Here is a 23,766-nt window from a genome sequence, read left to right on the forward strand (position 1 = left end):
CGGGAGGGGGCGGCCGCGGACCGACGACCAATCAGGCATTCACCGATAAGCCCGCGCATTCCGGGCATCGCAGACCAAGGACAGATCATGGGAAAAGTCACCGGATTCATGGAGTTCGAGCGCCAGGAAGAGCGCTGCGAGCCGCCTGTCGCCCGCCTCAAGCACTGGAAGGAGTTCGTGCGCGGACTGCCCGACGACAAGGCCAAGACCCAGGCCGGGCGCTGCATGGACTGCGGCATTCCGTTCTGCAACAACGGCTGCCCGGTGAACAACATCATCCCCGACTTCAACGATCTGGTGTGGCAGGGCGACTGGCGCAACGCGCTCGACGTGCTGCATTCCACCAACAACTTCCCCGAGTTCACCGGCCGCATCTGCCCCGCGCCGTGCGAGACCGCCTGCACCCTGGGCATCAACGAGGCCCCGGTGGGCATCAAGTCGGTGGAGCACGCCATCATCGACAAAGGCTGGGAGATGGGCTGGGTGCAGCCGCAGCCGCCCGCGCACAAGACCGGCAAGCGCGTCGCCGTGGTTGGCTCCGGCCCTGCCGGACTGGCAGCGGCGCAGCAGTTGGCGCGCGCCGGGCACGAGGTCGCGGTGTTCGAAAAGAACGACCGCATCGGCGGCCTGCTGCGCTATGGCATTCCCGACTTCAAGATGGAGAAGCACCACATCGATCGCCGCGTCGCGCAAATGCAGGCCGAAGGCGTGAGTTTCCGCACCAGCGTGCTGGTGGCTGACATGCCGAAGGACGGTCCCGGCGCGACCGTGGCCAACTGGGCCAAAGACAGCATCAGCCCGGCGCAACTGCAGGCGGAGTTCGACGCCGTGCTGCTGGCCGGTGGTGCCGAGCACCCGCGCGACCTGCCGGTGCCCGGGCGCGAACTCGATGGCATTCACTTCGCCATGGAATTCCTGCCGCTGCAAAACAAGGTGAACGCGGGCGACAAGCTCAAGGGCCAGCTCATGGCCACGGGCAAGCATGTGGTGGTCATCGGCGGTGGCGACACCGGCTCCGACTGTGTCGGCACCAGCAACCGCCACGGCGCCGCCAGCGTGACGCAGTTCGAAGTCATGCCGCAGCCGCCCGAGCAAGAGAACAAGCCGCTGGTCTGGCCCTATTGGCCCATCAAGCTGCGCACCTCCAGCAGCCACGAAGAAGGTTGCTCGCGCGACTGGTCGGTGGCGACCAAGGCCTTCGTCGCCGGCACCGGCAAAGACAAGAACAAGGTCAAGTCCATCACCGCCTGCCGCGTGGAATGGAAAGACGGACGCATGCAGGAAGTGCCCGGCAGCGAGTTCACCATGCAGGCCGATCTGGTGCTGCTGGCGATGGGTTTCGTCCATCCGCTGGGCAGCGTGCTCGAGGCCTTCGGCATCGACAAGGACGCGCGCGGCAACGCCAAGGCGAGTACCGAAGACGATGGCGGCTACGCCACCAACGTGCCCAAGGTGTTTGCCGCGGGCGATATGCGGCGCGGGCAGAGCCTGGTGGTGTGGGCGATCCGCGAAGGCCGTCAGGCCGCCCGCGAGGTCGACCGCGTCCTCATGGGCTCGACCGAGTTGCCGCGATGAGCGTTCGCACGGCCTTCGCGGATCGCCCATGCGGGCGCATGGTGGAACGCGGCCCCAGCCGGTCCGCGTGGCGCGAAGGCCGCCAGGCCGCCCGCGAGGTCGACCGCGTCCTCATGGGCAGCACGGAGTTGCCGCGCTGAGCCGAAGCACGAAGCGAGCGACAAAGGTGGCATGAGGTCAGACATAACCGACATCCACGGCCCGCCCCAGTTTCCCGGGCGCGACCCGCAGGACATGCTGGAGGCCACGCTGGCCACCCGGCCGGCGGGCGATCTGTGGGTGTTCGGCTACGGCTCGCTGATCTGGAACCCAGAAATCGCGCACGCGGAAATTCGCCCCGCGCGGGTGTGGGGCTGGCGTCGCACCTTGCGCATGTGGTCACGCATCAACCGCGGCACCGAGCAGGAGCCCGGCCTGGTGTTCGCACTCATGGCCGGAGGTTCCTGCAGCGGCATCGCCCTGCGCGTGCCGCAGGCCCGCGCCGAACGCGAACTGCGCCTGCTGTGGAAGCGCGAAATGCCCCGCGCCGTGTACGACCCGCGCTGGCTGCGCTGCCATACGCCACACGGCCCGGTGCAGGCGCTGGCCTTCACCCTGGACCGCACCAGCCCCAGCTACACCGGCGAACTCGACGACGACCAGCTTCTCGCCATCCTGCGCGACTGCCGTGGGCGCTACGGCACCACCCTCGACTACATTGCGCGCACCGCGCACGCCCTGCGCAAGATCGGCATTCGCGACGCCGAAATCGAACGCATCATGGATCTGGCAGGGCGTTGCAAGCTGGTTTGACGGGGCTTTGGGCGCGCGTACGGCCCATTGATCCGTGTTCGCCACACGCCTTGCCTTGGCCTATGCTGACTGGCTTTCCCACCGGCCCCGCCCATGACCACCACCGAACATTTCATCCCCGGCAAGGACGCTTCGCTCGAACACTCCATCACGACGCTGCGCGGCAGGCTGGCGGGGCTGGGGTTTCACATCGAAGAGCGGTCCTGGCTCAATCCGGTCGAGGGGGTGTGGTCGGTGCATGTGCGCGACCATGACTGCGCGCTGCTGTTCTCCAACGGCAAGGGCGCGTCGGAGCTGGCGGCGCGGGCGAGTGCGCTGGGGGAGTTTTTCGAGCGCTTGTCGACCAACTATTTCTGGACGCATTTTTATCTGGGCGATGCCATCGCCCACCGCGCCTATGTGCATGCCCCGGACGAGCGCTGGTTCGTGCTGCACGGCGATGCCTGGCCCGAGGGCTTGCTCAACCCCGAACTGCAGGCCTTCTACAACCCCGACGACGCGGTGCGCGCCGAACAGCTCGTCGACCTCAACTCCGGCAACGTGGCGCGCGGCATTTGCGCGCTGCCCTACCAGCGCCTGGCCGACGGCACGATCGCCTACTTTCCGGTCAACCTCATCGGCAATCTGTATGTGAGCAACGGCATGTCGGCGGGCAATACCTTGATGGAGGCGCGCACCCAGGCGCTGTCGGAAATTTTCGAGCGCCATGTGAAGTTCCGCATCATCAAGGAAGCGCTGTGCCTGCCAGACGTGCCCGAGGCCGTCATCGCGCGCTACCCGCACATCGCCGCCGGCATCCGCGGCCTGCGCGGCGCGGGCTTCGGCATCGTGGTGAAAGATGCCTCGCTCGGCGGGCGCTACCCGGTGATGAACGTGACCCTGCTGCACCCCGGCGACCAGGGTTGCTTCGCCAGTTTTGGCGCACATCCGCGCTTCGAGATTGCGCTGGAACGCGCTTTGACCGAGCTGCTGCAAGGCCGCGCGCTCGATGCGCTGGCCGGCTTCCCGGCCCCCGGTTTCGACACCGCCGAGATTGCCGATCCGCAGAACCTGGAAATTCACTTCGTCGATTCCAGCGGCGTGCTGTCGTGGGAGTTCTTGCGCGGCACGCCCGACTTCGACTTTGCCGACTGGAATTTCAGCACCACGACCGAGGCGGACTACCACTGGTCGGTGACTGCCCTGCATGCCGAAGGCCACCAGATCTACATCGCCGATTTCACCCATCTCGGCGTCTACGCCTGCCGCATTCTGGTGCCCGGCGTGTCGGAAATTTATCCGGTGGACGAGCTGGAATACGAGAACAACAGCATCGGCAACCTGGTGCGCGGCGACATCGCCCGCCTGCCGGAATTGTCGGGCGAGGCATGCGTCGATCTCTATGACCGCATCGTCGCACTGGAACTGGCCGACGAGCGGCCGGTCAGCGTGCTCATCGGCCTCGCCCCCGACCCCGACTCCGCCTGGGTCGGGCTCAAGATCGGCGAACTCAAGCTGCTGCTGGCGCTGGCCAGTGGCGACGACGATGCCATTCTCGAAGGCTGTGCCTGGATCGCCCAGTACGGGCAGCGCAGCCCGGCGCGGCTGAAAGTCTTCCGCTGCATCGCCGACCTGCTCAAGCTGCAAGATGCAACACCCTATGAGCCCGCGCTGCGCCTGCTCTATGGCGCAGGCACCCTCGACCTCGCGCTGGCGCTGCTCAATCAGCAGCAACGCTTCTGGGACCTGAACGCCCTGGGCGCCGACTTCGAAGCCAGCGCCAGCCACACCAAGCTGCTGGCGGCCTACCGCAAGGTGCGCGGCTGAGCTTGCGCTCTGGCTTGGTGCGATGACCTCGCATCAAAACGGCGAAGCATGTGCTGTTTGCTTCATCCGAAAGTAACCACCGACCGATTGAGCAGCGTGATGAATGCTGGGCGTCAGCCGCGCGAGGCCGAAGGACTCAGGCCCTGTGGGCCCAGTTGACGCCACGCTCGCCGCAATTGCGTATCCGAGCTGAATCCCGCCAATTCCGCGGCACGCCCCACGCTCGCCCCGGCTTTGAGCGCGGCCTCTGCCGTGGTGATCCGGATGCGCCGCAGGTACTGCAGCGGTGCAATCCCGGCCTGCTCTGCGAAGATGCGGCTGAGGTGACGTGGCGAGGTGCAGGCCACGCGGGCCATGTCCGCCACGCTCCAGGCGGCTTGCGGCTGTTGGCAGATCGCGTCCTGCACACGGTGCAGCGCAGGATGCAAATGACCGCGATGCGACAGGAAGGGCGACAACTCCGGGTCTGAGGGGCCGCGGCGCAGCGCCACGACCATGGACTCGGCCACTTTGGCGGCCACCACGGGTCCGCAAACCCCCGCAATGCGATGCAGCATCAGGTCGATGCCGGTGGTGACGCCGGCGCTGCTGCAGATGGCGCCGCTGCTGATGAACACGCGGTTGCTCAGCACATGGCAGTCGGGCGCGGCGGCCTGCAACTCGGCCAGATGGTGGTGGTGTGTCGTCGCCTCGGCTCCGGCGAGCAGGCCGGCATGTGCCGCCAGCACGCTGCCGGCGCAGATGCAGACCAGCTCCAATCGGCTCGGCTGCAATCGCAATCGACGCAGCCAGTGCAAGGTGGCTCGGCTGTGTGCGCTGCGAATGTCGATGGTCGTCCCCGGCTGCCCGAGCAGCACCACCCAGGCGGGGGGCGCCCCGTCCACCACGCTGAGATCGGGCAGGGGCTTGATGTCGCGCAGCCCGAGCCCGACCGAGCTGATGGGGTCAGAAACCGGCCCGATGAACTCCAACTGAAAGCTCGGCGGCTGCTTCAGCCCCAGGAGAACTTGATTGGCCGTGCGCAAGGCTTCAGCCGGCCCCGCCCAGTCCAGCGCCAGGCTGTTCGGCAGCATGACGAACAGCACGCGGATGGGAGCGGTCATGGTCTTTGCCGGGCAGCGCGCGCAAGTGCCTGATCGACGCTGCATACGGTGGCGAACCGCCCCTGCAGCACGGTTGCCGTGCGTTGCACGATGGCGTCGGCGGGCAAGATGGTTCCATCGGCTTGCTGCATGTCGAAGGTGAGCGTGGCGGCGGCGACGAAGTCCACTTCCCAACCCAGGTCGGAGGCATGGCGCGTGGTGGTTTCGCAGCATTGTTCGGTGCGAATGCCGCTGACGATCAGCCTGCGCACTCCATGCCGCGTCAGCCAGACATCGAGCCCCGTACCGACCAGGGCGCTATGCCGCGTCTTGACAAATTCGGCCGCCGGCTCGAATGCGACCAACCCCTCCAGCGGCCGCACGAAGCCGGAGCTTCGCGCGAAGGGATTGTCGGCCTGCTCCGGGCCATCGCTGTGCAACACGCGCACGATGGGAATGCCTTCGGCCGCGCATCCTTGAATGAGCGCGTTCTGCGCAGCAAGGTAGGGCGCGGCGCGCTCGGCCGCGAAATAGGGACGATGCCGGAACGACTCCTGCGCATCGATCACCAGCAGACATGTGTTCATCGCGAGATTCCTTGGAGGGTGGAAGCTGAATTGTTCACCGCGGCGGCGATCTCTGCGCGCCGTTGTGGGACCAGAATCGATCCAATCAGGACATGCTTCGAGGTTTTGATGGCCGCTCCGCTGGGGCGCTGCGCCCATGGTCCATGAAGCCGCTCGTTCGGCGCCTGCCCAAGGCAAAAAAACTGATGTCCGAATCCGGCCAGTCATTTTCTCGTGACGGCTCTAGAGTGTGGGCATGAACCCGGATCCGGACATCTGCTACGAAGCCCTGCTGGCGCGCGACCGCCGCTTCGATGGCTGGTTTTTTGTCGGCGTCTCCTCGACCGGCATTTACTGCCGCTCGGTCTGTGCCGTGCGCAGCCCGAAGCGCCGGAACTGCCATTTCTTTGGGAACGCCGCGGCGGCGGAAAAAGCCGGTTTTCGGCCCTGCCTGCGCTGCCGGCCGGAACTGGCGCCCGGCCATGGGGTGCTCGATGTGTCGAGCCGCCTGGCGCAGGCTGCGGCCCTGCGCATCGAGGAGGGGTTTTTGAATCACGCGACCATTGCACAACTGGCGGCGCGCATCGGCGTGAGCGAGCGGCATCTGCGGCGCATTTTTCTGACGGAGTTCGGCGTCTCCCCGATCGACTTTGCCCAGACCCAGCGCCTGCTGCTGGCCAAGCGCTTGCTGACCGAGACGCAGTTGTCGATCACGGTGGCGGCGCTCACGGCAGGCTTCGGCAGCGTGCGGCGCTTCAACGCCGTGTTTCTGCAGCGCTATGGCTTGAACCCGCGCCGCCTGCGCGTGCGAACTGGCGCCAGACCTGCCGAGACCATGACCTTCGCCCTTGGCTATCGCCCGCCCTTGGCCTGGTCCGCTCTGCTCGACTTTCTGGCGCAGCGCCGTATCGATGGCGTCGAGACCATCGATCACGCCAGCTACGCGCGCACCCTTGAACTGACGCACAACGGGCGCGACGTTGCCGGGTGGCTGCGCGTGACCCACGCGCCAGCGCGCTACGCCGTCGACGTCACGCTGTCAGCCTCCCTGGCCCCGGTGGTCGGCCCCATCCTCGCGCGCGTGCGGCGCCTGCTCGACTTGAGCGCCAACCCGGACCTTGTCGACGCGCAACTCGGCATCCTGGCCGCCGGGCAACCCGGCATGCGGGTGCCCGGCGCCTTCGACGGCTTCGAGATCATCGTGCGCGCCATCGTCGGGCAGCAAATCTCGGTCGTCAACGCACGGGGCATTTTGGCGCGCATGGCCCAGCGCTTCGGCATCCAGGTCGGTGCGGCCCCTGAAGCATTGCGCACGACCTTTCCCCGCGCAGCGGTGTTCGCCGGCTTGACGCCCGCCGCCTTGCAGGCCTGCGGCATCACCCGCATGCGCGCGCAAGCGATCATCGCGGTTGCGCGGGAGGTGTCGGCCGGCCGCATCATGCCCGAGCCCCTGGCGCCGCTGGACGAGACGCTCGCCGCATTGCGGCGCATTCCCGGCATTGGCGCATGGACGGCGCAATACATTGCCATGCGCGCACTGGCCTGGCCGAACGCCTTTCCCGAAGGCGACGCCGTGCTGAAACGACAACTGGGCTGCACGAGCGCCGCCGCGCTCAGGCAACGCGCCAGCCAGTGGGAGCCGTGGCGCGCATACGCCACGCTCCACCTGTGGCGCCTACACGAGGAGGCACGCGCATCATGCAAGGCTACCTGCTGAACAGTCCGCTGGGCGACATCGCCCTGCGCATCGAGCATGACCACCTGACCGGCTTGTTTTTCGTCGGGCAGAAATACTTTCCCGCCATGCCCATCGATCCGCTGCGGAGCGATGCACCACTGCTGGCACGGTTGGCGCGAGCCCAGATCGAGGCTTATTTTGCCGGGCGCAGGCAGGTCTTCGACCTGCCGCTGCAGTTGCAGGGAACGGCGTTCGAGCGCGCGGTGTGGCAGCAGCTTGCCGCCATTCCGTATGGCACCGTCACGTCCTACGGTGCGATCGCCAAGCGGCTGGGTTTGGCGGCGGGGTATGCCCGCGCCGTTGGTGCGGCGATCGGCAGGAATCCGGTCTGCGTCATCGTTCCGTGCCACCGCGTTGTCGGTGCCAGCGGCCAACTGACCGGATACGCGGGAGGTGTAGCCCGCAAACAGGCCTTGCTCGCGCTGGAAGCCGGCGCGGCTGCCATGCGCCCCGCGCAAACGCGCCAAACCCGCGCCGGCCCACAGCCATGAACCTGGCCGAACTCTTGTTGCTGGCCGCCATTTGGGGCGCGTCTTTTCTGTTCATGCGGGTGGCGGTTCCTGAACTCGGCCCGATTGTGCTGATCGCGCTGCGCGTCACCATTGCGGCTGCCATCCTGGCGCCCGTGTTGCGTTCTGCGGCGGCCCGACAGCAATGCCGGGCCAAGGCATGGCCACTGTTCGTGGTCGGAGTCACCAACTCCGCCATTCCGTTCAGCCTGTTCGCCTATTCCACGCTGTACCTGCACGCCGGCCTCGACTCCATCCTGAATGCGATGACGCCGCTATGGGCCGCGCTGATCATGGCCGTAGGCTACAAGGTCGCTCTCGGCCGCCAGCAAGTCATGGGTCTGCTGCTCGGCTTTGTGGGTGTTCTCGTGCTGGTGTGGGAAACGCTCGACACCGGTGGTGCGGGGGTGCCCAACGCCATGGCTGCCGCGCTGCTCGCCACCTTGTTCTACGGCTTCGCAGTGAACTACAGCAAACGGCATCTCGTGGGCGTCCAGCCTTTGGTCATTGCTTTCGGTAGCCAGGCGTTCGCAGCGCTCGTTCTGCTGCCAGCGGCCTTGGTGTTGTGGCCGACCCATGCGGTCACGCCGCTGGTCTGGGCCTGTACCGCCGCGCTGGGCATCGTGTGCACGGGGTTTGCCTATGTTCTCTACTTCAGGCTGATCGCGCGCGCTGGTCCCGCTTATGCCGCGTCCGTCACCTTGCTCGTCCCGATTTTCGGCGTGCTCTGGGGGGCCGTTTTCCTGGGCGAGCCGATTACGCCGAGCATGCTTGTCGGCGGTGTGATCGTGCTTCTGGGCATCACCCTGTCGAGCCCAAAGCCTGGATGGATGGGGGTATCCGCCCTGAAACGACGCACCGCGAATCCACAGGCATCCGCGGAAATCTCCAGGCCCGACGAGGCGCCGTAACGGTAGATCGCCTACTTCGCGAACAAGGAGCTCATGTCGGCGAAGGCCTTGAACTCCAGCGCGTTGCCGGAAGGGTCGAGCAGGAACATGGTGGCTTGCTCGCCAACTTCGCCCTGGAAGCGGATGTGCGGTTCGATGATGAATGGCACGCCAGCGGCCTGCAGGGTCTTGGCCAGTTCCTGCCACTGCGGCATGTCAAGGACGGCGCCGAAATGGCGCACGGGCACCTGGTGGTCGTCCACGGTGCTGGTTGCCGAAGGCGCTGCCCGGGGGCCGCATTCGCCGGGAGCCAGGTGGGCCACGATCTGATGGCCGTAGAAGTTGAAGTCCACCCATTCCGGCGCACTGCGGCCCTCGGGGCAGCCGAGCAGGCCACCGTAGAAGCGCCTGGCCGCGGCGATGTCATGCACCGGGAAGGCCAAATGGAACGGGGGTTGGGTTTGTGTTGCGTGGGGCATGGTGATGTCGCTCCGGTTGGACTGCCTGGGGCCGAGCACAGGTGCATGCAGGACGGCCTTCGGCAACTCGAAATGGCGGGGTGCGCAGGGCCGAGCACCTCTCAGCCCGCAGCACTCAGCTCAAGGGCTGGTCTTCGTCGTGCTCACTGTAATGGCGCCAGCCGCCCAGCGCATGTCGCATGGTTTGCACTTCCTGCGCGAAGATGGGACAGGCCTTGCACACCAGGAAATGGATGCGCACGGCCAGGCGCAGCAGCGTCGGGCGCAGGGCCTCGACGCGGCGGTGCAGTTCAGCAAGCGTATCGGCGGTCTCAGCGGGCATGGGGGAGGCGAAGTCGGCCAGGGCGAGGTCCGTGACGCAGACCTGAGGCATCTGGTTCAGCGCATTCTTCCATAGGACTGTGCGTCGTCAATACCGTGGCGCCGCCGTGGGTGCGGGGAATGTGGGCGGTCGATCATGGGCTGAAAACCCGGCATCGCGCGTAAGCTGGCTGCCATGAATCCAGCAGCGCAAGCCATGACTACGCCATGAAACCCACAGCACCCGCCCTCCTGCTTTGCGCCGCGCTGGCGACCGGGCTGCCACCCGACCAGCCCGCCGGGGCACAACAGCCAGGCGCAACAGCGGCCGTGGCCAAACCGTCGCCCGACATGCTGGCGGCGGCCCAGGTGCTGCAGCATCTGGGCGCGGCCAGAGCCATCACCGAAGGCCAGGGCGCGCGCGTGCTCACCATCTTCTTCGACCCCAACTGCCCCTATTGCCGCCAGCTCTACGGCGATCTGCGCCCCTTCGTCGGCAAGGACGATTTGCGGTTGCGCTGGGTGCCCGTGGCCATCCTCGCTCCGTCCAGCCCGGGCAAGGCCGCAGCCATCCTGCAGTCCGCCGATCCCTTGCAGGCTTTTCGCGAGATGGAAGACCACGGGCTCGACCCCAATCGGCCAGCACCAGCCCAACTCTCAGCCGGCCAGATCAGCGCCAAAACGCGGCAGGCCTTGAAAACCAACGACGCCGTGCTCAAGCACGCCGGGGTCTACTACAGCGTGCCGCTGGCCGTGTTCCGCAACCGCGAAGGCCAGCCGCAACTCCTGCTCGGCGCACCGCGCGGCGAAAAGGCCCTGGCCGAGTTGCTGCGGACCGTCGGGCCGTAAGCTGGGCGTCGTCTGGACTTCTCAGCCCGATGCGCGTTGCCCCATTCGACATCACGACCAACACAGGAGATTGCCGCATGCATTCGAACCGACGCGCCGTGCTGCGCACCGCCTTGGCCGCTGCAATCGGCGCCAGCCTCATCGGCCTGGCACCGCTGGCCGCCGCGCAGCAGACGCAGAACCCAGACGCCGTCAAGGTGCTGGGGGAGATGGGCAAGGCCACGGCCATCACCGAAGGCAAAGGGCCGCGCGTGCTGGATATCTTCTTCGACGCCAACTGCCCTTACTGCCACGAGCTTTACACCGCCTTGCGCCCCGAGGTGGGCAAGGGCGGCTTGCGGTTGCGCTGGGTGCCGGTGGCCATTCTCACCCCGACGAGCGTGACCAAGGGTGCGGCGATATTGCAAGCACCCGACCGGCTCAAGGCCTTCCACGACAACGAGAACACCTACGGCAAGGGCCCGACCGGACAGGGGGGTGGCATCGCTCCGGCGACCAAGGTGCTGCCCGCGACCAGCGCCATCCTCAACGCCAACAACGCACTGTTCGAAGCCACGAAATCTCCCGGCGTGCCCACCTTGCTCTACCGCGACAAGGCGGGTCATGCCATGCTGGTCGTCGGCCCGCCGGACGCCCAGCAGTTGAAGGACATTCTCGCCAGCGTGAAGTAGACGCTTGGCACGGCGCCTTCTTGGCGTCGGCTGCGCAGCCGAAGATTTCAATGCACGCGGGCGGCGCTACACGGCGCCGAGTTGTTGGCTTGTCGCCAGGGCCGCCGACGCAGCAGCATCCAGGTCCTCCCTATACTCGAACCCATGCAGACACTCGCTGATTTACGCAAGGATTACGCCCGTGCCGAACTGGACGAGCGGCAAGCCGACGCCGACCCGTTCAAGCTGTTCGAGCGCTGGCTGTCCGAGGCGGTGCAGGCGCAAGTCCCCGAGCCCAACGCCATGACCCTGGCGACGGTCGGGGAGGATGGCAGGCCGTCGACCCGGGTGGTGCTGATCAAGGGTTTCGATGCCCGCGGCCTCGTCTGGTACACCAACTACGCCAGCCGCAAGGGGCGCGAGCTGGCGGCGCATCCCTTTGCCGCGCTGCAGTTTCATTGGGTTGAACTGGAGCGGGTGGTGCGCATCGAGGGCCGGGTGGAGCGGGGGAGCGCGGATGAGTCCGACGCCTACTTCGCCAGCCGGCCTTTGGTCTCACGCATTGGCGCCTGGGCTTCGCCGCAAAGCGAAGTCATCGACAGCCGTGACGTGCTGGTCAAGCGCGCCGTCGAATATGGTCTGAAGTTCGGCCTGAATCCGCCACGCCCGCCGCACTGGGGCGGCTATCGCCTGGTGCCGGACGCCTGGGAGTTCTGGCAGGGCCGCCGCTCGCGCCTGCACGACAGGTTGGCTTATCGCCTGCAGCAACACGGGACGTGGCAGCGACAGCGACTGGCGCCTTGAACCGGCCCCGGCGCGCTGCGCGCCGCATCGCGGTCGTCAAACGTCCGGCAGGCGAACGTCGGCCCGGCCAGGGCATTGCAGCGCAGCGGTTCATCTTGCGGCACCTGGGCGAAATCGGGGCGGCCCCAGGCATGCAGCGGGGTGGATCGGGTCCAGGTCATGGTGTCAGGATTGGGTGGCGACGGACGACCTCTTTCGCCCGGCGCGCGAAAATTCCGAACGGCGCTTTGTGCGACATCCGCAGGGGGCGTGCACACGCGTCTTGAACCACCCGCATCACACGGGAGACAAGCATGCAGAATCACCCGAGCATCAGGTCCAATCGACGTTTGACCCTGCGCGCCTTGGCGCTGCTGGCGCTGGCGGCGCTGCCGGGGCCGGCTGTGGCGCAAAGCGCGCGCCAGGCGGAGGGCGTGCTGGCGCAAATCGACAAGACCACGTGGATTGCCGAAGGCCAGGGCAAGAGGGCGCTGTACATTTTTTTCGACCCCAACTGTCCCTACTGCCACAAGCTTTACGGCATGCTGCGTGCCGACGTCGGCAAGGATGATTTGCAGTTTCGCTGGATTCCGCTGGGCATGCTCACCCCGAGCAGCCTGTCCAAGGCGGCGGCCATTTTGCAGGCCAAGGACCCGCTGCAGGCTTTTCACAAAAACGAGAATGACTACGACTTTGCCGCCAACGGCCAGCCCGGCGGCGGCATCGAGCCGGCCACCACCATCACGCCGAAGGTGCGGCAGGAACTGGCGAGCAATCTGGCCGTCTACAACGGCAACAAGTTGTTCGGCGTGCCGGTGATGGTTTGGACCAAGGTCGACGGCCGCGCCGCATCGCTCACCGGCGTACCGTCGGCTGCCGAATTGAGCAGCGTGCTGCGCTCGGTGCGCTGAAGGCGCCAGAATCCTTCAGCCAGGCAGAACCAGACCCCATCGGCCTGGAAGCCTCCTGGGCAGCCAGGCATTGGAACGCCGCCTCAAGCACGCATCTTGTCGGCGAAGCGATGCTGCAGCTTGTGCATTTTGGGCGCGATCACCGCCTGGCAATAGCCCTGCTCGGGGTGGCGTTCGAAATAGCGCTGATGGTAGGGCTCGGCGGGCCAGAACACCCGCAGCGGCTCGATTTCAGTGACGATGGGCGCAGCGCCGTAGTGCCCGCTGGCGGCAAGTTGGGCGATATAGGCACGCACCCCGGCTTCGTGCTCGGGCTGCTCGAAGTAGATGCCGGAGCGGTATTGCGGGCCGACGTCCGCCCCCTGGCGGTTGGGCGTGGTCGGGTCGTGGATGGTGAAGAACAGATCCAGGACAACATCCAGGCCGAGCTTGGCGGGATCGAAGCGGATGCGGACCGCTTCGGCATGCCCGGTGCGCCCGCCGCAAACCTGCTCGTAGCTTGGCTGCTGAACCTGGCCCTGGGCATAGCCGCTGGTGGCTTCGAGCACGCCGTCCACCGCGTCGAACGCGGCCTCGACGCACCAGAAACAGCCGCCGGCGAGGGTGATGGTGGACAACTGCATGGCAGCGCCTGGCGGCGTGATGGGGTTGAGGTTGGCGGCTTGCATGATGGGGCTCCGGAGGGGGCGGGCGGACAAGCAGCATTGTGCGCAGTTTCGGCGCGCGCCGCCGGGCGTGCCCAACAAGGGCCTGTTCACGCTATTTCTGCGCCCGCGACGGGGGACCAGAAGATGGACCGGGCCAAGCAGGCGTATGACGCGGCGGTTGGCGCTTGATGCCGGCCCGTGCTTCGCCGACATCCATGAAGAAGGCCGCGTACCTTGCGGTGACGCGGCCCGGTTCAGCACGGCACGAGGGTTTGTTGCCTGGCGCCAACCCCGCAGGGATGCAGGGATTTTGGGGGGACTTCGGCCCGGGCTTCACCCAGTCCGGCCACCGTTGCGGCTGCACCGCCTCGGCAGGCCCAATGTAGGCCTGCGGCGCTCGCAGCGTCAACCAAACTGATGCTGGCAGGTGGGTTATTGCGGGATGCGCCTGCTGCATGCCGCGCAAGCGCTTGATTCAGCGCGCTTTGCATCATCTCGTTGGAATCCAGATTGATGGAGCCGTACGGATCGGCTGCCAAAGCGTGGCGGTCGTGGCGCTCGCATCAGGGCAAGGTCAGCGACAGGCTGGCCTGCGGCGTCCAGCCGGCAGCGGGTTTGTCCAGCAGCACGGGCGCGGCAATGAACTGGCGCGCCCCTGGCACGCCCAGGGCGTCGAGCGCGGTGCGCAGGCTCACCGCGCGCTCCATGGCCAATGCCTGCATGCGGTCGTCTGACGCTGGAATGTTCTGCAGCAGCAGCTTTTGCATCTCGGCCTCGGGCAACGTCTTGGGCAGCCCGATGGCGTCACGCGGCTTGTTGGCCAAGGGGGTTTGGCGGTAGACGGCGGCCAGCACCTTGGCGTAATCGGTCTGCGGCACGACCTGGGTCTTGGCGTTGGCATAGGCCTCGGCGTGTGGCAGGTCGCGCTTCCACAGGGCCAGCATCTGCTGGTTCAAGCGGGCTTCGCGGTAGGGCTCGCGTTCAGCGGCCGGATCCACCTCGCCGGTGATGGTGAGGATGAGCTCGGACTTGGCCTTCAGGGCTTTGGCGATGTCGGCCAGCTTGGCTTGGTCTTGGGGTTGGAGGATGGCGGTTCCCGGCACGAAGGCCACATGGCTGAGCTGTTCGGCCGACACGTCGTTGCCGATCAGGTTGCCGAGCAGGCTGAACGGCGCGGTGACGGCGCGCACCAGCAGGCTGACGATGGCGCGGCCGATGACCGAGCCGAGGCTGAACTCGGGGTTGTTGAGCGAGCCGGAGATGGGGATGTTGACGTTGATATTGCCGTTGCGGTCCTTCAGCAATTCCACCGCCAGCAGCACCGGCAGCTTGGTGGCGGTTGGGCTGTCCACCCGCTTGCCGAAGGTGAGCTGGTTGAGCACGAGCTGGTTGTCCGCAGTCAGCCGGCCGCTTGCGTCGATGTCGTAGTGCACGTCCATGGACAGCAGGCCGCGCTTGATGTCGTAGCCGGCGTAGCGCCCGGAATAGGGCGAGAGCGGCGCGAGCTGCAGGTCGGTCATCTTGCCGTGCAGGTCGAGCTGCGGCGGCGACAACAGCGGGTTGGCATTGCCGCTCAGCACCACCGCTGCCGTGCCCTCCGCCGTGCCGCGCAGTTCCACTGAAGCAGGTTTTGACGTGGTCGTGCCGAAGGCGCCGATGCTGCCTTCAACGCCCGAAAGGCTGGTGGAGTAATTGGGCTGAACGAAATGGTCGGTGTAGTCCACCCGGCCACCGGCGAGGGTGATGCCGCCAACGTCGATCACCAGATTCTGCGCGGCCGATGGCGTGGCCGATTTCGTCGTGCTGCTGCTGCCACCGAACGGCCACTCGGCGCCGTTGCGTCCGGCCGTGCCTTCCGCCGCAAGATTGTTGGCGCCCTTGGTGGCGGATGCGCCAGAGCTCGTGGTCGTGGCGATGTGTTTGGCCGCAGCCGCAGCGGCCGGTGCCGGCAGTGGCTTGAACACCTGGGTGAGATTGAGCTTGGCATTTTTGCTCAGGATGACGCGGGCATAGAAGTCGCGCAGCGCCACCTGGCCCACCACGACTTTGGTGATCGGGCTCAGGCCGGCGCGCGGAGTGTGCGCAATATGCAGGCCATTGAGTTGCAGGCTGTTCCAGCCCAGCAGGCGCTCGCGCGGTTCCAGGGTGTCGGCGACGAAATGGCTCAAGCCTGCGCTGCCGTCGAAGCTGAAGGCGGGCCCGGCTGGTCCCAGGCTCAGGGTGGCCTTGCCCGATGCGCTGGCCGGGGCGCGCAGCACTTCGGCGTTCACGCGTGGCGGCAGGTAGTTGTCGGCAATCTGCGCCGGCAGGTTGCGCGCGTCGAGCTTGCCGCGCAGGCTGAAGGGGCTGGCCTGCACCTGGCCGGTGAACTGCAGCGAGCCTGCCACGGGGATCAGTTCCGAGCCCGCATTCGTCGCCGTCATGCCTGTGGTTTCACCGGGCTTGCTGGATGCTGCGACCACTTTGCCCGGTGCCGCGCTTGCCTGCGGCGGCATGGCGGCCACGGCGGTGTCGGTCGCGCTGTGTGGTCTGCGTGCGGTGTTGGCTGCCACAGTGGCTGTCCCCTGGGCCAGATCGGCTGGCAACTCGTCGCTGATCTGCGCGGTCAGGGTCACGTCGGTCGGTTGGGTCTGCGGCCAGGCGACGTTGCGCAGGCCGAGATTGAAGCCGGTGATGGCCACCACCACCGGCTTTTTCGGGCTGGCGTCGGCAAGGTAGAAACGTCCCCCCTTCACCTCGGCCTGCCGCACCTGCAGGCGCCAGGGGGCGGAAGCTTGGACCGTTTGGCCTCGCCGGGCGGGCACCGTGGTTTTGCCGGGCGGCGGCAGCAGTCCTGGCGGCAGCCATTGCTTGAATGACCATTGCCCGGTGGAGTCGCGCGCGACGCTGGCTTGCGGGTTCAGCACTTGCACCAGGCCGAACTGCGCCGAGTGCGCGTTCAAATCGACCTTGGCCTGGCGCACGCTCAGTTGCGCGGCACGCAGCGCGGCGTTGTGGCCTGCGGCGAAGCCGTCGATCTGCGCCTGGCCGATGTCCAGCGTCAGGGTTTGCGGCGCGGCGGCCCAGTGCAGGCTGGCATCGCGCACGGCAATGTCGCGCGCCAGCAAGCCGCCGGCCGGGCCGAAGGCGAAACCGGTCCAGTGCGCCCGATGCATCTTGATCACGGCGCTGTTGTCCTTGGACTGCCATTGCAAGTCAGCCTGCGTGGTGAGCAGGCCGCGCGGCAGTGCCATGCCATGCAGGGCCGGTGCCGCGTAGGCGGCGGCGATTTGCGGGTCGATGTGCGCGGCCGTGAGCGACGCTTGCGCCTGCTGCAAATCGCCCCGGCCTTGCAGTTGCAACTGCATGCCCTGCGGGCCGGTGATGTCGGCCATGAAGGACGCCGGGGCCGTCAGCGGCCAGGCGATGTGGCTGACCGCCAGCTTGGGCGCGTCGAAGCTCCAGTCCACCGCAGGCTTCACGGTGGCGTCGCGCCAGCGCACATGGCTGTCGGTCAGCGTCACGCTGCCGACGTGGACGTTCCAGTTGTTGGTGCCGCGCTTTGCGGGGCTCGCGGCATGCGCTCCCTGCGCGGCGGGCGGTGCGCTGACGGCCGTGGCGGATTTCCGGCCTGTCGCTTGGCCGAAGCCGACCAGGCCTTGCGCGCTGCGGCTGAACTCGGCCGAGAGGCCGGAGATCTGCACCGCGCTCACCTCCACCACCCGTGCCAGCGGGCGCGCCTGAGCGAGGGTGAGCTTCAGTGTCTTCCAGCCGGCCAGCGGCGCGGTCGGGGTTTTCACGGCGCCGTTCAGCACTTGCGCCGTGCCGCTCAGCGTCAGGCTGTCCAGGTGTGCCGGCACGAGACTGAGTTGCAGGCGCGTGTTGAGGTCGCCGCTTTGCAGGCGCGCGGGCAGCGTGGCTGGCTGGTAGGGCGCGAAGGCGGCCAGGGCCAGATGTTGCAATTGCGCCGTCATGGCCAGCGGCGTGCTGGTGGCGAAAGGCATGCCGCTGGCGCTGAGTTGCAGCGGCGCACCGTTGAGCTTGGCACTGGCACTCAGCTGCATCCGCCCCTTGCTGCCCGCCAGGGTGGACAGCGCGGGCAGGCTGGCGTTCAGCCCGGTGAGGTGGGTCGTGACTTTCGCCAGCTGGTCGTCGAAGGTCACGCTGCCGTTGCTGATGCGCGCGTCGTGCAGCGCGAAGGCGGGCGTGCCGCTGGACGGCCTGCTCGGCTTCTTGGCCAGGCGCGCGAGGATGTCGTCGAAGTCCATCCGCCCCGAGGGCGCGCGCACGATGCGCAGTTGCGGCGCATCCAGCGTGAGCGCGGTGATCTGCGGCTTGCCGGTCCACACCGTGCTCCACGCCAGGCGCACTTGCGCGCTACCCAGGCGCAGGCTGTCGGCGGTGTTGGCGGCGTTGCGCAACTGCAGATCGTCCACGCGCAGGCGCAGGCTCCAGGGGTTGAAGCCAATATCGCCGATGCTGGCCTGCCGCCCGGTGCTCTGCTCGATCCACTGCGCCGCCTTGTCGCGCAGCAGCGCCGGGACCGTGAGCGGCGTGGTGACAAAGGCCAGCACCAGCAGCAGAACCAGACCGAGCAAGAGCCAGAGCAGGCGGCGCAATGTTGTGGAGCGTGCGGCAGACATGGCCGAATTATGGCCGCGTCTGCCATGCAGGGGCCGGCGCACCTTCGCGGCCATGAGCTTGACTTCTCAAGGAAACGCGCGGCCCGGCGAAGTTCTCTCATTCCCGGTGGGATGCGGCCGTTGCGAAGCAGCCAGGAGGAGATCTCAAGCCGGCGTGTTTTCCCCCGGCCACAAGCGCGCCACCAGCGCTTCGGCCCGGGTGGCGGCAGCAGCGTCGGGCACGATGGCGCGGCCCCATTCGCGCCGTGTCTCGCCGGGCCATTTGTGGGTCGCGTCCAGGCCCATCTTGCCGCCCAGGCCGCTTTCGGGCGAGGCGAAATCCAGGTAGTCGATGGGGGTCTGGTCGATGAGCGTGGTGTCGCGCACCGGGTCCATGCGGGTGGTCACGGCCCAGATCACGTCGCGCCAGTTGCGAATGTCGATGTCATCGTCCGTCACGATGATGAACTTGGTGTACATGAACTGTCGCAGAAAACTCCACACCCCGAACATCACCCGCTTGGCGTGGCCGGCATACTGTTTGCGGATGGACACCACCGCCAGGCGGTAGGAGCAGCCTTCGGGCGGCAGGTAGAAGTCGGTGATTTCCGGGAACTGCTGCTGCAGCAGCGGCACGAACACCTCGTTCAGCGCCACGCCGAGCACGGCCGGCTCGTCCGGTGGCTTGCCGGTGTAGGTGGAGTGGTAGATGGGGTTCTCGCGCATGGTGATGCGCCGCACCTCGAACACCGGGAACCAGTCTTGCTCGTTGTAGTAGCCGGTGTGGTCGCCGAACGGGCCTTCCAGCGCATGCAGGTAGCCGCCGATTTCCTTCAGGCGCACGCCGGTTTCGCTCGTGCCCACAAAGCCGGGCGCGGCAGGCGGAATCTGGCCTTCGAGCACGATTTCGGCATGCGCCGGTACTTGCAGGTCGAGCCCGATGCACCGCGCAAGCTCGGTGCGCCCGCCGCGCAAGAGACCGGCGAACTGGTATTCGGACAGCGAATCCGGCACCGGCGTCACCGCGCCGAGGATGGTGGCCGGGTCCGCCCCCAGCGCCACGGCAATCGGGAAGGGCTCGCCGGGGTGGGCGGCCGCATGGTCGCGGAAATCGAGCGCGCCGCCGCGATGCGCCAGCCAGCGCATGATGAGTCGCCAGCGGCCGATGCGCTGCTGGCGATAGATGCCCAGGTTCTGCCGCGTCTTGTGCGGCCCGCGTGTGATCACCAGGCCCCAGGTGAGCAAGGGCGCGGCATCGCCCGGCCAGCAGGTCTGCAAGGGCATGGCGTTCAAGTCCACCTCGCTGCCCTCGATGACGATTTGCTGGCAGGGTGGCTTGCGCACTTCGGTCGGGCGCATGTCCCACACCGCGCGCACCAGGTGGAGCAACTCGCCCGCATCTTTCAGGCCGCGTGGCGGCTCGGGCTGCTTGAGCCGCGCCAGCACCTGGCCGATGCGGCGCAGCTCGCTCACATCGTCCACCCCCATGCCCAGCGCCACGCGCCTGGGCGTGCCGAACAGGTTGCCGAGCACCGGCATGGCATAGCCTGTGGGCTGGCGGAACAGCAGGGCGGGGCCTGCACGTTGCAGCATGGCGTCGCACACGGCCGTCATGTCGAGGTGCGGTGAAACTGGCTCGTCCACCTCCATCAGCTCGCCTTGCGTTTGCAAGGCACCCAGGAAATCCCGGAGATCGCGGTATTTCATAGACAGATTAGTTTTGTTATTATGGTTCTTATAGATTGACAAGAAATAAGCAAACCCTAAAATTCAGCTTGGTTGCGCACAACAGACCGCCAACATAGCGCGGCGTGCCAACAAAACGTCCCGGAAAAGCCACCGGCAAGAGACAAGCCGGCAGCGATGTCAACGCATCTTAGGCGTGAGGCTCCCCCCAGGGCCCGTTCCGGATCTGTGCCCAGCATTGGTGTTCAACCTGTCGTGCTTCCCAGCATGGCCTGCCACACCGATGCGACTTGACACAGGAGAGCAAGATGTCGAATGCCTCACAGGCCCAAGCCCAGCCCCCGAGCTGGCGCACCCTTGGCGCCGAAGTCCTGGAGTGGACCCATCACACGCTGATGATGGTGGGTTTTTTCGTGGTTGCCGCCGGTGCGTATCTCTATATGCACCCGCAAACCGTGCTGTCGCTGGAAAAGGGCGTCACCCAATGGGTGGTTGCCCGCAAAGCCGCAGTCGAGGAGTTGCAGGCCCTGGGCCAGCAGGCCTCGGCGGCCGAGCCGGTGGCTGAAGTCGCCGTGCCCGTCGGCCCGCAACTCAACCACACGCAAATGGCCGTGGCCAACTGGTTGTCGCGCCGCTACAGCATTGCCCCATTGGCCATGCAGGAGCTGGTGAGCAGCGCCTGGCAGGTGGGCAAGCAGGAGCACCTGGACCCCACCCTCATTCTGGCGGTGATGGCGGTCGAGTCCTCGTTCAACCCCTATGCGCAAAGCGCGGTTGGCGCCACCGGCTTGATGCAGGTGATGGCCAATGTGCACCGCGACAAGTTCGCCCCCTACGGCGGCCCGCGCGCCAGCATCGACCCCATGGCCAATGTGCGCGTCGGCGCGCTGGTGTTGAAAGATGCCATCGCCCGTGGCGGCTCCCTGCAGGCCGGCTTGCGCATGTATGTGGGCGCCACCAGCGATGCGACCGAAGGTGGCTACGCCGCCAAGGTGATGGCCGAGCAGGCGCGCCTGGCGCAAATCGTCGCCAGCAGCAAGCCCGCCCCCAACGCACCCATGACGGCCGCCGCGCCCGCAGCCAAGCCCCAGCCACCAGCGCCCAGGGTCGAGCAAACAGCCCAGGCCGTCGTGGTGGCCCATCCCGCCAAGCGCAGCGTTTGAGGTGTTTGCATCGCCCGGGCCAAGCCCGCAGCGGGCGGTCAGGTTTTCGACGGCCCAGTGGTGCTTTGCCGTCAGTCCCTGGCCATTCTTTGCGCTGCCGGGGAATCGGGCCGACGCCCCAGCGGCGCAGCTTGCCTGCGCTACCATTTCTCCGTTGCGCGACTGGCGATAAGACGGCACGGCGGCTCTGACGCTGCCACGGCCCGTCGAGGTGGATGAACCACCGGGAAGCGCAGCGGTTCCTGCCGTTCGCCTGGGCGCTCCACAACGCAAGCCAGCCCGCTCACGGGCCTGCCTGCGCATCCCCCAGCAGCCTGCAAGGACGTCTCCCATGTTTGACCGCAACATCACCATCGCCCAAACCGATCCTGAAGTCTGGACGGCCATCCAAAGCGAGAACCAGCGCCAGCACGAGCATCTGGAACTCATCGCCTCCGAGAACTACGCCTCGCCCGCGGTGATGCAGGCGCAGGGCACGCAGCTCACCAACAAATACGCCGAGGGCTATCCCGGCCGCCGCTACTACGGCGGTTGCGAATTCGTCGACGTCGCCGAGACGCTCGCCATCGAGCGCGTCAGGCAACTGTTCGGCGCCGAGGCCGCCAATGTGCAGCCGCATTGCGGTGCCTCGGCCAACGAAGCCGTGTTTCTCGCCTTCCTCAAGCCCGGCGACACCATCATGGGCATGAGCCTGGCCGAAGGCGGTCACCTCACCCACGGCATGGCGCTGAACATGAGCGGCAAGTGGTTCAAGATCGTGCCCTACGGGCTGAACGCGCAGGAAGAGATCGACTACGACCGCATGGAAGCACTGGCGCACGAGCACAAGCCCAAGCTCATCATCGCCGGCGCCTCGGCCTACAGCCTGCGCATCGACTTCGCCCGTTTCGCCAAGGTGGCCAAGGACGTGGGCGCCATCTTCATGGTGGACATGGCGCATTACGCCGGCCTCATCGCCGCAGGCATCTACCCCAACCCCGTGCCGCATGCCGACGTGGTGACCTCCACCACGCACAAGACCTTGCGCGGACCGCGCGGCGGCATCATCCTCATGAAGGCCGAGCATGAGAAGGCCATCAACTCCGCCATCTTCCCCGGCCTGCAGGGCGGGCCGCTGATGCATGTGATCGCCGCCAAGGCGGTGGCGTTCAAAGAGGCGCTGACCCCCGCGTTCAAGACCTATCAGCAGCAGGTTCTCGCCAACGCGCAAGCCATGGCGCAGGCGCTGCAGCAGCGCGGCTTGCGCATCGTCAGCGGGCGTACTGAAAGCCACCTCATGCTGGTGGACCTGCGCGCCAAGGGCATCACCGGCAAGGAAGCCGAGGCCTTGCTCGGCCAGGCCCACATCACGGTGAACAAGAACGCCATCCCGAACGACCCGCAAAAACCCATGGTCACCTCCGGCATTCGCGTCGGCACTCCGGCCATGACCACGCGCGGGTTTGGCGAGGCGCAGGTGGTGCAGACCGCCCATCTCATTGCCGACATGCTGGACGCGCCGCAAGACGCCGCCGTGATGGCGCGGGTGCAGGCCGCGGTCAAGGCTCTGGCAGATGCCCATCCGGTGTATTCCGCCGGGGCATGAACTGAGGCAACGCTGAACAGGTTCTCGCGAGTGCGCGACCCTCGTTCAGTGTTGCCCAAACGCAGCCTGCTTGACGGTTGGGTTGGCGACGACGGCCGCTCACCCGTTTGGCATTCAGTCGCCGTAGCCCTGCGGATTGCCCTGTTGCCAGCGCCAGGCATCGGCGCAGATGGCGTCCAGCCCGCGCCTGGTCTTCCAGCCCAGCAACTGTTCAGCGGCGGCAGGGTCGGCCCAGCATTCGGCGATGTCGCCGGGCCGTCGCGCGACGATTTCATACGGCAGTTCGCGGCCGATGCTGCGGCCGAAAGCCTGCACCATCTGCAACACCGAGTAGCCCTGGCCCGTGCCCAGGTTCACGGTGAACATGCCGTCATGCGCGAGCAAATGTCGCAATGCCGCCACATGGCCCTCGGCCAAGTCCATCACATGGATGTAGTCGCGTACTCCGGTGCCGTCCACCGTCGGCCAGTCGCCACCGAAAATGCGCAGCCGCGGCAAGCGGCCCACCGCCACCTGCGTGACGTAGGGCATGAGGTTGTTGGGAATGCCGCGAGGGTCTTCGCCGATGAGCCCACTTTCATGGGCCCCCACCGGGTTGAAATAGCGCAGCCGGGCGATGCGCCACTGCGGCTCGGCGCGATGCAGATCGCCCAGAATCTCCTCGATCATCAGCTTGCTGCGGCCATAGGCATTGGTCGCGCTGAGCGGAAAGTCTTCGCGGATGGGCACCGAGGCCGGATCGCCATACACCGTGGCCGAGGACGAGAAGATGATGTTCCTCACCCCCGCACGTTGCATGGCCTGCAGCAACGCCACCGTCCCGCCCACGTTGTTGTCGTAATAGCTCAGCGGCTTGTCCACCGATTCACCCACCGCCTTCAGCCCGGCGAAATGGATCACGGCCTGAATGGCATGTGCGGCGAAGGCGCCGTCCAGCGCCGCGGCATCACGAATATCAGCCTGGATGAAGACAGGCCGGACACCGGTGATGCGCTCCACCCGCGCCAGCGACTCCGCACTGCTGTTGCACAGGTTGTCAACCACCAGCGGCGTGTAGCCAGCTTCGATGAGCGCGACACAGGTGTGCGAGCCGATGTAGCCGGCACCGCCGGTGACGAGGATGGTTGCAGACATGGACAAGTCTTTCAAAACGC

At 66.7% G+C, this 23,766-nt stretch carries 21 protein-coding genes and 1 riboswitch; of the genes, 13 read left to right on the top strand and 8 right to left on the bottom strand.

Going from position 1 to position 23,766, the window contains the following annotated elements:
* Window positions 1–87 precede the first annotated feature (87 nt).
* The 4 genes from THIX_RS07490 to ycaO all read left to right on the top strand — a co-directional run bounded on the left by THIX_RS07490 (window position 88) and on the right by ycaO (window position 4,173).
* Window positions 88–1,575 (top strand): glutamate synthase subunit beta, encoded by a 1,488-nt coding sequence (locus THIX_RS07490; protein ID WP_112485728.1) that lies wholly within the window; start codon window positions 88–90, stop codon window positions 1,573–1,575.
* The gene (locus THIX_RS23335) at window positions 1,572–1,715 is read left to right on the top strand and encodes a hypothetical protein (protein ID WP_158540824.1); all 144 of its coding nucleotides are present in this window, start codon (window positions 1,572–1,574) and stop codon (window positions 1,713–1,715) included. The genes THIX_RS07490 and THIX_RS23335 overlap by 4 nt, the downstream gene beginning before the upstream one ends.
* 31 nt (window positions 1,716–1,746) lie before the next feature.
* Entirely contained in the window at window positions 1,747–2,367 is a 621-nt protein-coding gene (locus tag THIX_RS07495; RefSeq protein WP_112485729.1) for a gamma-glutamylcyclotransferase, read from the top strand.
* A gap of 93 nt (window positions 2,368–2,460) precedes the next feature.
* Complete coding sequence (gene ycaO, locus THIX_RS07500; protein WP_112485730.1) at window positions 2,461–4,173, top strand: 30S ribosomal protein S12 methylthiotransferase accessory factor YcaO; 1,713 nt, start codon at window positions 2,461–2,463, stop codon at window positions 4,171–4,173.
* A gap of 113 nt (window positions 4,174–4,286) precedes the next feature.
* Here ycaO and THIX_RS07505 read toward each other — a convergent pair whose 3' ends face one another.
* Both THIX_RS07505 and THIX_RS07510 read right to left on the bottom strand, forming a co-directional pair.
* Window positions 4,287–5,276: a GlxA family transcriptional regulator gene (locus THIX_RS07505; protein WP_112485731.1), complete on the bottom strand. Its 990-nt coding sequence runs from the start codon at window positions 5,274–5,276 to the stop codon at window positions 4,287–4,289.
* Window positions 5,273–5,842 carry an isochorismatase family protein gene (locus tag THIX_RS07510; RefSeq protein WP_112485732.1) on the bottom strand — a complete coding sequence of 190 codons (570 nt, stop codon included), beginning with the start codon at window positions 5,840–5,842 and terminating at the stop codon, window positions 5,273–5,275. The genes THIX_RS07505 and THIX_RS07510 overlap by 4 nt, the downstream gene beginning before the upstream one ends.
* Before the next feature lie 235 nt (window positions 5,843–6,077).
* Between THIX_RS07510 and THIX_RS07515 the strand changes: the two genes are divergently transcribed.
* The 3 genes from THIX_RS07515 to THIX_RS07525 are packed head-to-tail and all read left to right on the top strand — an operon-like array spanning window position 6,078 to window position 8,979.
* A complete protein-coding gene (locus THIX_RS07515; RefSeq protein WP_112485733.1) occupies window positions 6,078–7,538 on the top strand; it encodes an AlkA N-terminal domain-containing protein in 1,461 nt (486 codons plus the stop codon).
* A complete protein-coding gene (locus THIX_RS07520) occupies window positions 7,520–8,050 on the top strand; it encodes a methylated-DNA--[protein]-cysteine S-methyltransferase (RefSeq protein ID WP_112485734.1) in 531 nt (176 codons plus the stop codon). The genes THIX_RS07515 and THIX_RS07520 overlap by 19 nt, the downstream gene beginning before the upstream one ends.
* Entirely contained in the window at window positions 8,047–8,979 is a 933-nt protein-coding gene (locus THIX_RS07525) for a DMT family transporter (RefSeq protein ID WP_112485735.1), read from the top strand. The genes THIX_RS07520 and THIX_RS07525 overlap by 4 nt, the downstream gene beginning before the upstream one ends.
* A gap of 11 nt (window positions 8,980–8,990) precedes the next feature.
* Here THIX_RS07525 and THIX_RS07530 read toward each other — a convergent pair whose 3' ends face one another.
* Together THIX_RS07530 and THIX_RS07535 are read right to left on the bottom strand one after the other, a co-directional pair.
* On the bottom strand, window positions 8,991–9,437 hold the full coding sequence (locus tag THIX_RS07530) for a VOC family protein (RefSeq protein ID WP_112488241.1): 447 nt from the start codon (window positions 9,435–9,437) through the stop codon (window positions 8,991–8,993).
* Window positions 9,438–9,552: 115 nt separating this feature from the next.
* On the bottom strand, window positions 9,553–9,759 hold the full coding sequence (locus THIX_RS07535; RefSeq protein ID WP_146748469.1) for a hypothetical protein: 207 nt from the start codon (window positions 9,757–9,759) through the stop codon (window positions 9,553–9,555).
* Between the two features lie 206 nt (window positions 9,760–9,965).
* On the opposite strand from THIX_RS07535, the gene THIX_RS07540 reads away from it, so the two are divergent.
* The 4 genes from THIX_RS07540 (at window position 9,966) to THIX_RS07555 (ending at window position 12,930) form a co-directional block, all read left to right on the top strand.
* Window positions 9,966–10,586, top strand: coding sequence for a thioredoxin fold domain-containing protein (locus THIX_RS07540; protein WP_112485737.1), 621 nt, complete (start codon window positions 9,966–9,968; stop codon window positions 10,584–10,586).
* Between the two features lie 77 nt (window positions 10,587–10,663).
* Entirely contained in the window at window positions 10,664–11,257 is a 594-nt protein-coding gene (locus THIX_RS07545; protein WP_112485738.1) for a thioredoxin fold domain-containing protein, read from the top strand.
* Between the two features lie 144 nt (window positions 11,258–11,401).
* Window positions 11,402–12,040 carry a pyridoxamine 5'-phosphate oxidase gene (gene pdxH, locus THIX_RS07550; RefSeq protein WP_112485739.1) on the top strand — a complete coding sequence of 213 codons (639 nt, stop codon included), beginning with the start codon at window positions 11,402–11,404 and terminating at the stop codon, window positions 12,038–12,040.
* Between the two features lie 293 nt (window positions 12,041–12,333).
* Window positions 12,334–12,930 (top strand): thioredoxin fold domain-containing protein, encoded by a 597-nt coding sequence (locus THIX_RS07555; RefSeq protein ID WP_112485740.1) that lies wholly within the window; start codon window positions 12,334–12,336, stop codon window positions 12,928–12,930.
* An 83-nt stretch (window positions 12,931–13,013) separates the two neighbouring features.
* Here the strand turns inward: THIX_RS07555 and msrA are convergent, their stop codons facing one another.
* From msrA to ubiD, 3 genes are all read right to left on the bottom strand, one after another.
* On the bottom strand, window positions 13,014–13,598 hold the full coding sequence (msrA, locus tag THIX_RS07560) for a peptide-methionine (S)-S-oxide reductase MsrA (RefSeq protein WP_233224447.1): 585 nt from the start codon (window positions 13,596–13,598) through the stop codon (window positions 13,014–13,016).
* 542 nt (window positions 13,599–14,140) lie between these two features.
* Window positions 14,141–18,199 (bottom strand): DUF748 domain-containing protein, encoded by a 4,059-nt coding sequence (locus tag THIX_RS07565; protein WP_158540825.1) that lies wholly within the window; start codon window positions 18,197–18,199, stop codon window positions 14,141–14,143.
* A 144-nt stretch (window positions 18,200–18,343) separates the two neighbouring features.
* Complete coding sequence (gene ubiD / locus THIX_RS07570; protein WP_112485742.1) at window positions 18,344–19,885, bottom strand: 4-hydroxy-3-polyprenylbenzoate decarboxylase; 1,542 nt, start codon at window positions 19,883–19,885, stop codon at window positions 18,344–18,346.
* A gap of 287 nt (window positions 19,886–20,172) precedes the next feature.
* On the opposite strand from ubiD, the gene THIX_RS07575 reads away from it, so the two are divergent.
* Together THIX_RS07575 and glyA are read left to right on the top strand one after the other, a co-directional pair.
* Window positions 20,173–21,027 (top strand): transglycosylase SLT domain-containing protein, encoded by an 855-nt coding sequence (locus tag THIX_RS07575; protein WP_112485743.1) that lies wholly within the window; start codon window positions 20,173–20,175, stop codon window positions 21,025–21,027.
* A gap of 148 nt (window positions 21,028–21,175) precedes the next feature.
* A riboswitch (ZMP/ZTP riboswitch) is annotated at window positions 21,176–21,293 on the top strand.
* Window positions 21,294–21,358: 65 nt separating this feature from the next.
* Window positions 21,359–22,612 (top strand): serine hydroxymethyltransferase, encoded by a 1,254-nt coding sequence (gene glyA, locus THIX_RS07580; protein ID WP_112485744.1) that lies wholly within the window; start codon window positions 21,359–21,361, stop codon window positions 22,610–22,612.
* 114 nt (window positions 22,613–22,726) lie between these two features.
* On the opposite strand, the gene galE is transcribed toward glyA, so the two are convergent.
* Window positions 22,727–23,746 carry a UDP-glucose 4-epimerase GalE gene (gene galE / locus THIX_RS07585; protein ID WP_112485745.1) on the bottom strand — a complete coding sequence of 340 codons (1,020 nt, stop codon included), beginning with the start codon at window positions 23,744–23,746 and terminating at the stop codon, window positions 22,727–22,729.
* Between the last annotated feature and the right edge of the window lie 20 nt (window positions 23,747–23,766).

The sequence above is a fragment of the Thiomonas sp. X19 genome, from assembly GCF_900089495.1.
GTDB lineage: Bacteria > Pseudomonadota > Gammaproteobacteria > Burkholderiales > Burkholderiaceae_C > Thiomonas_A.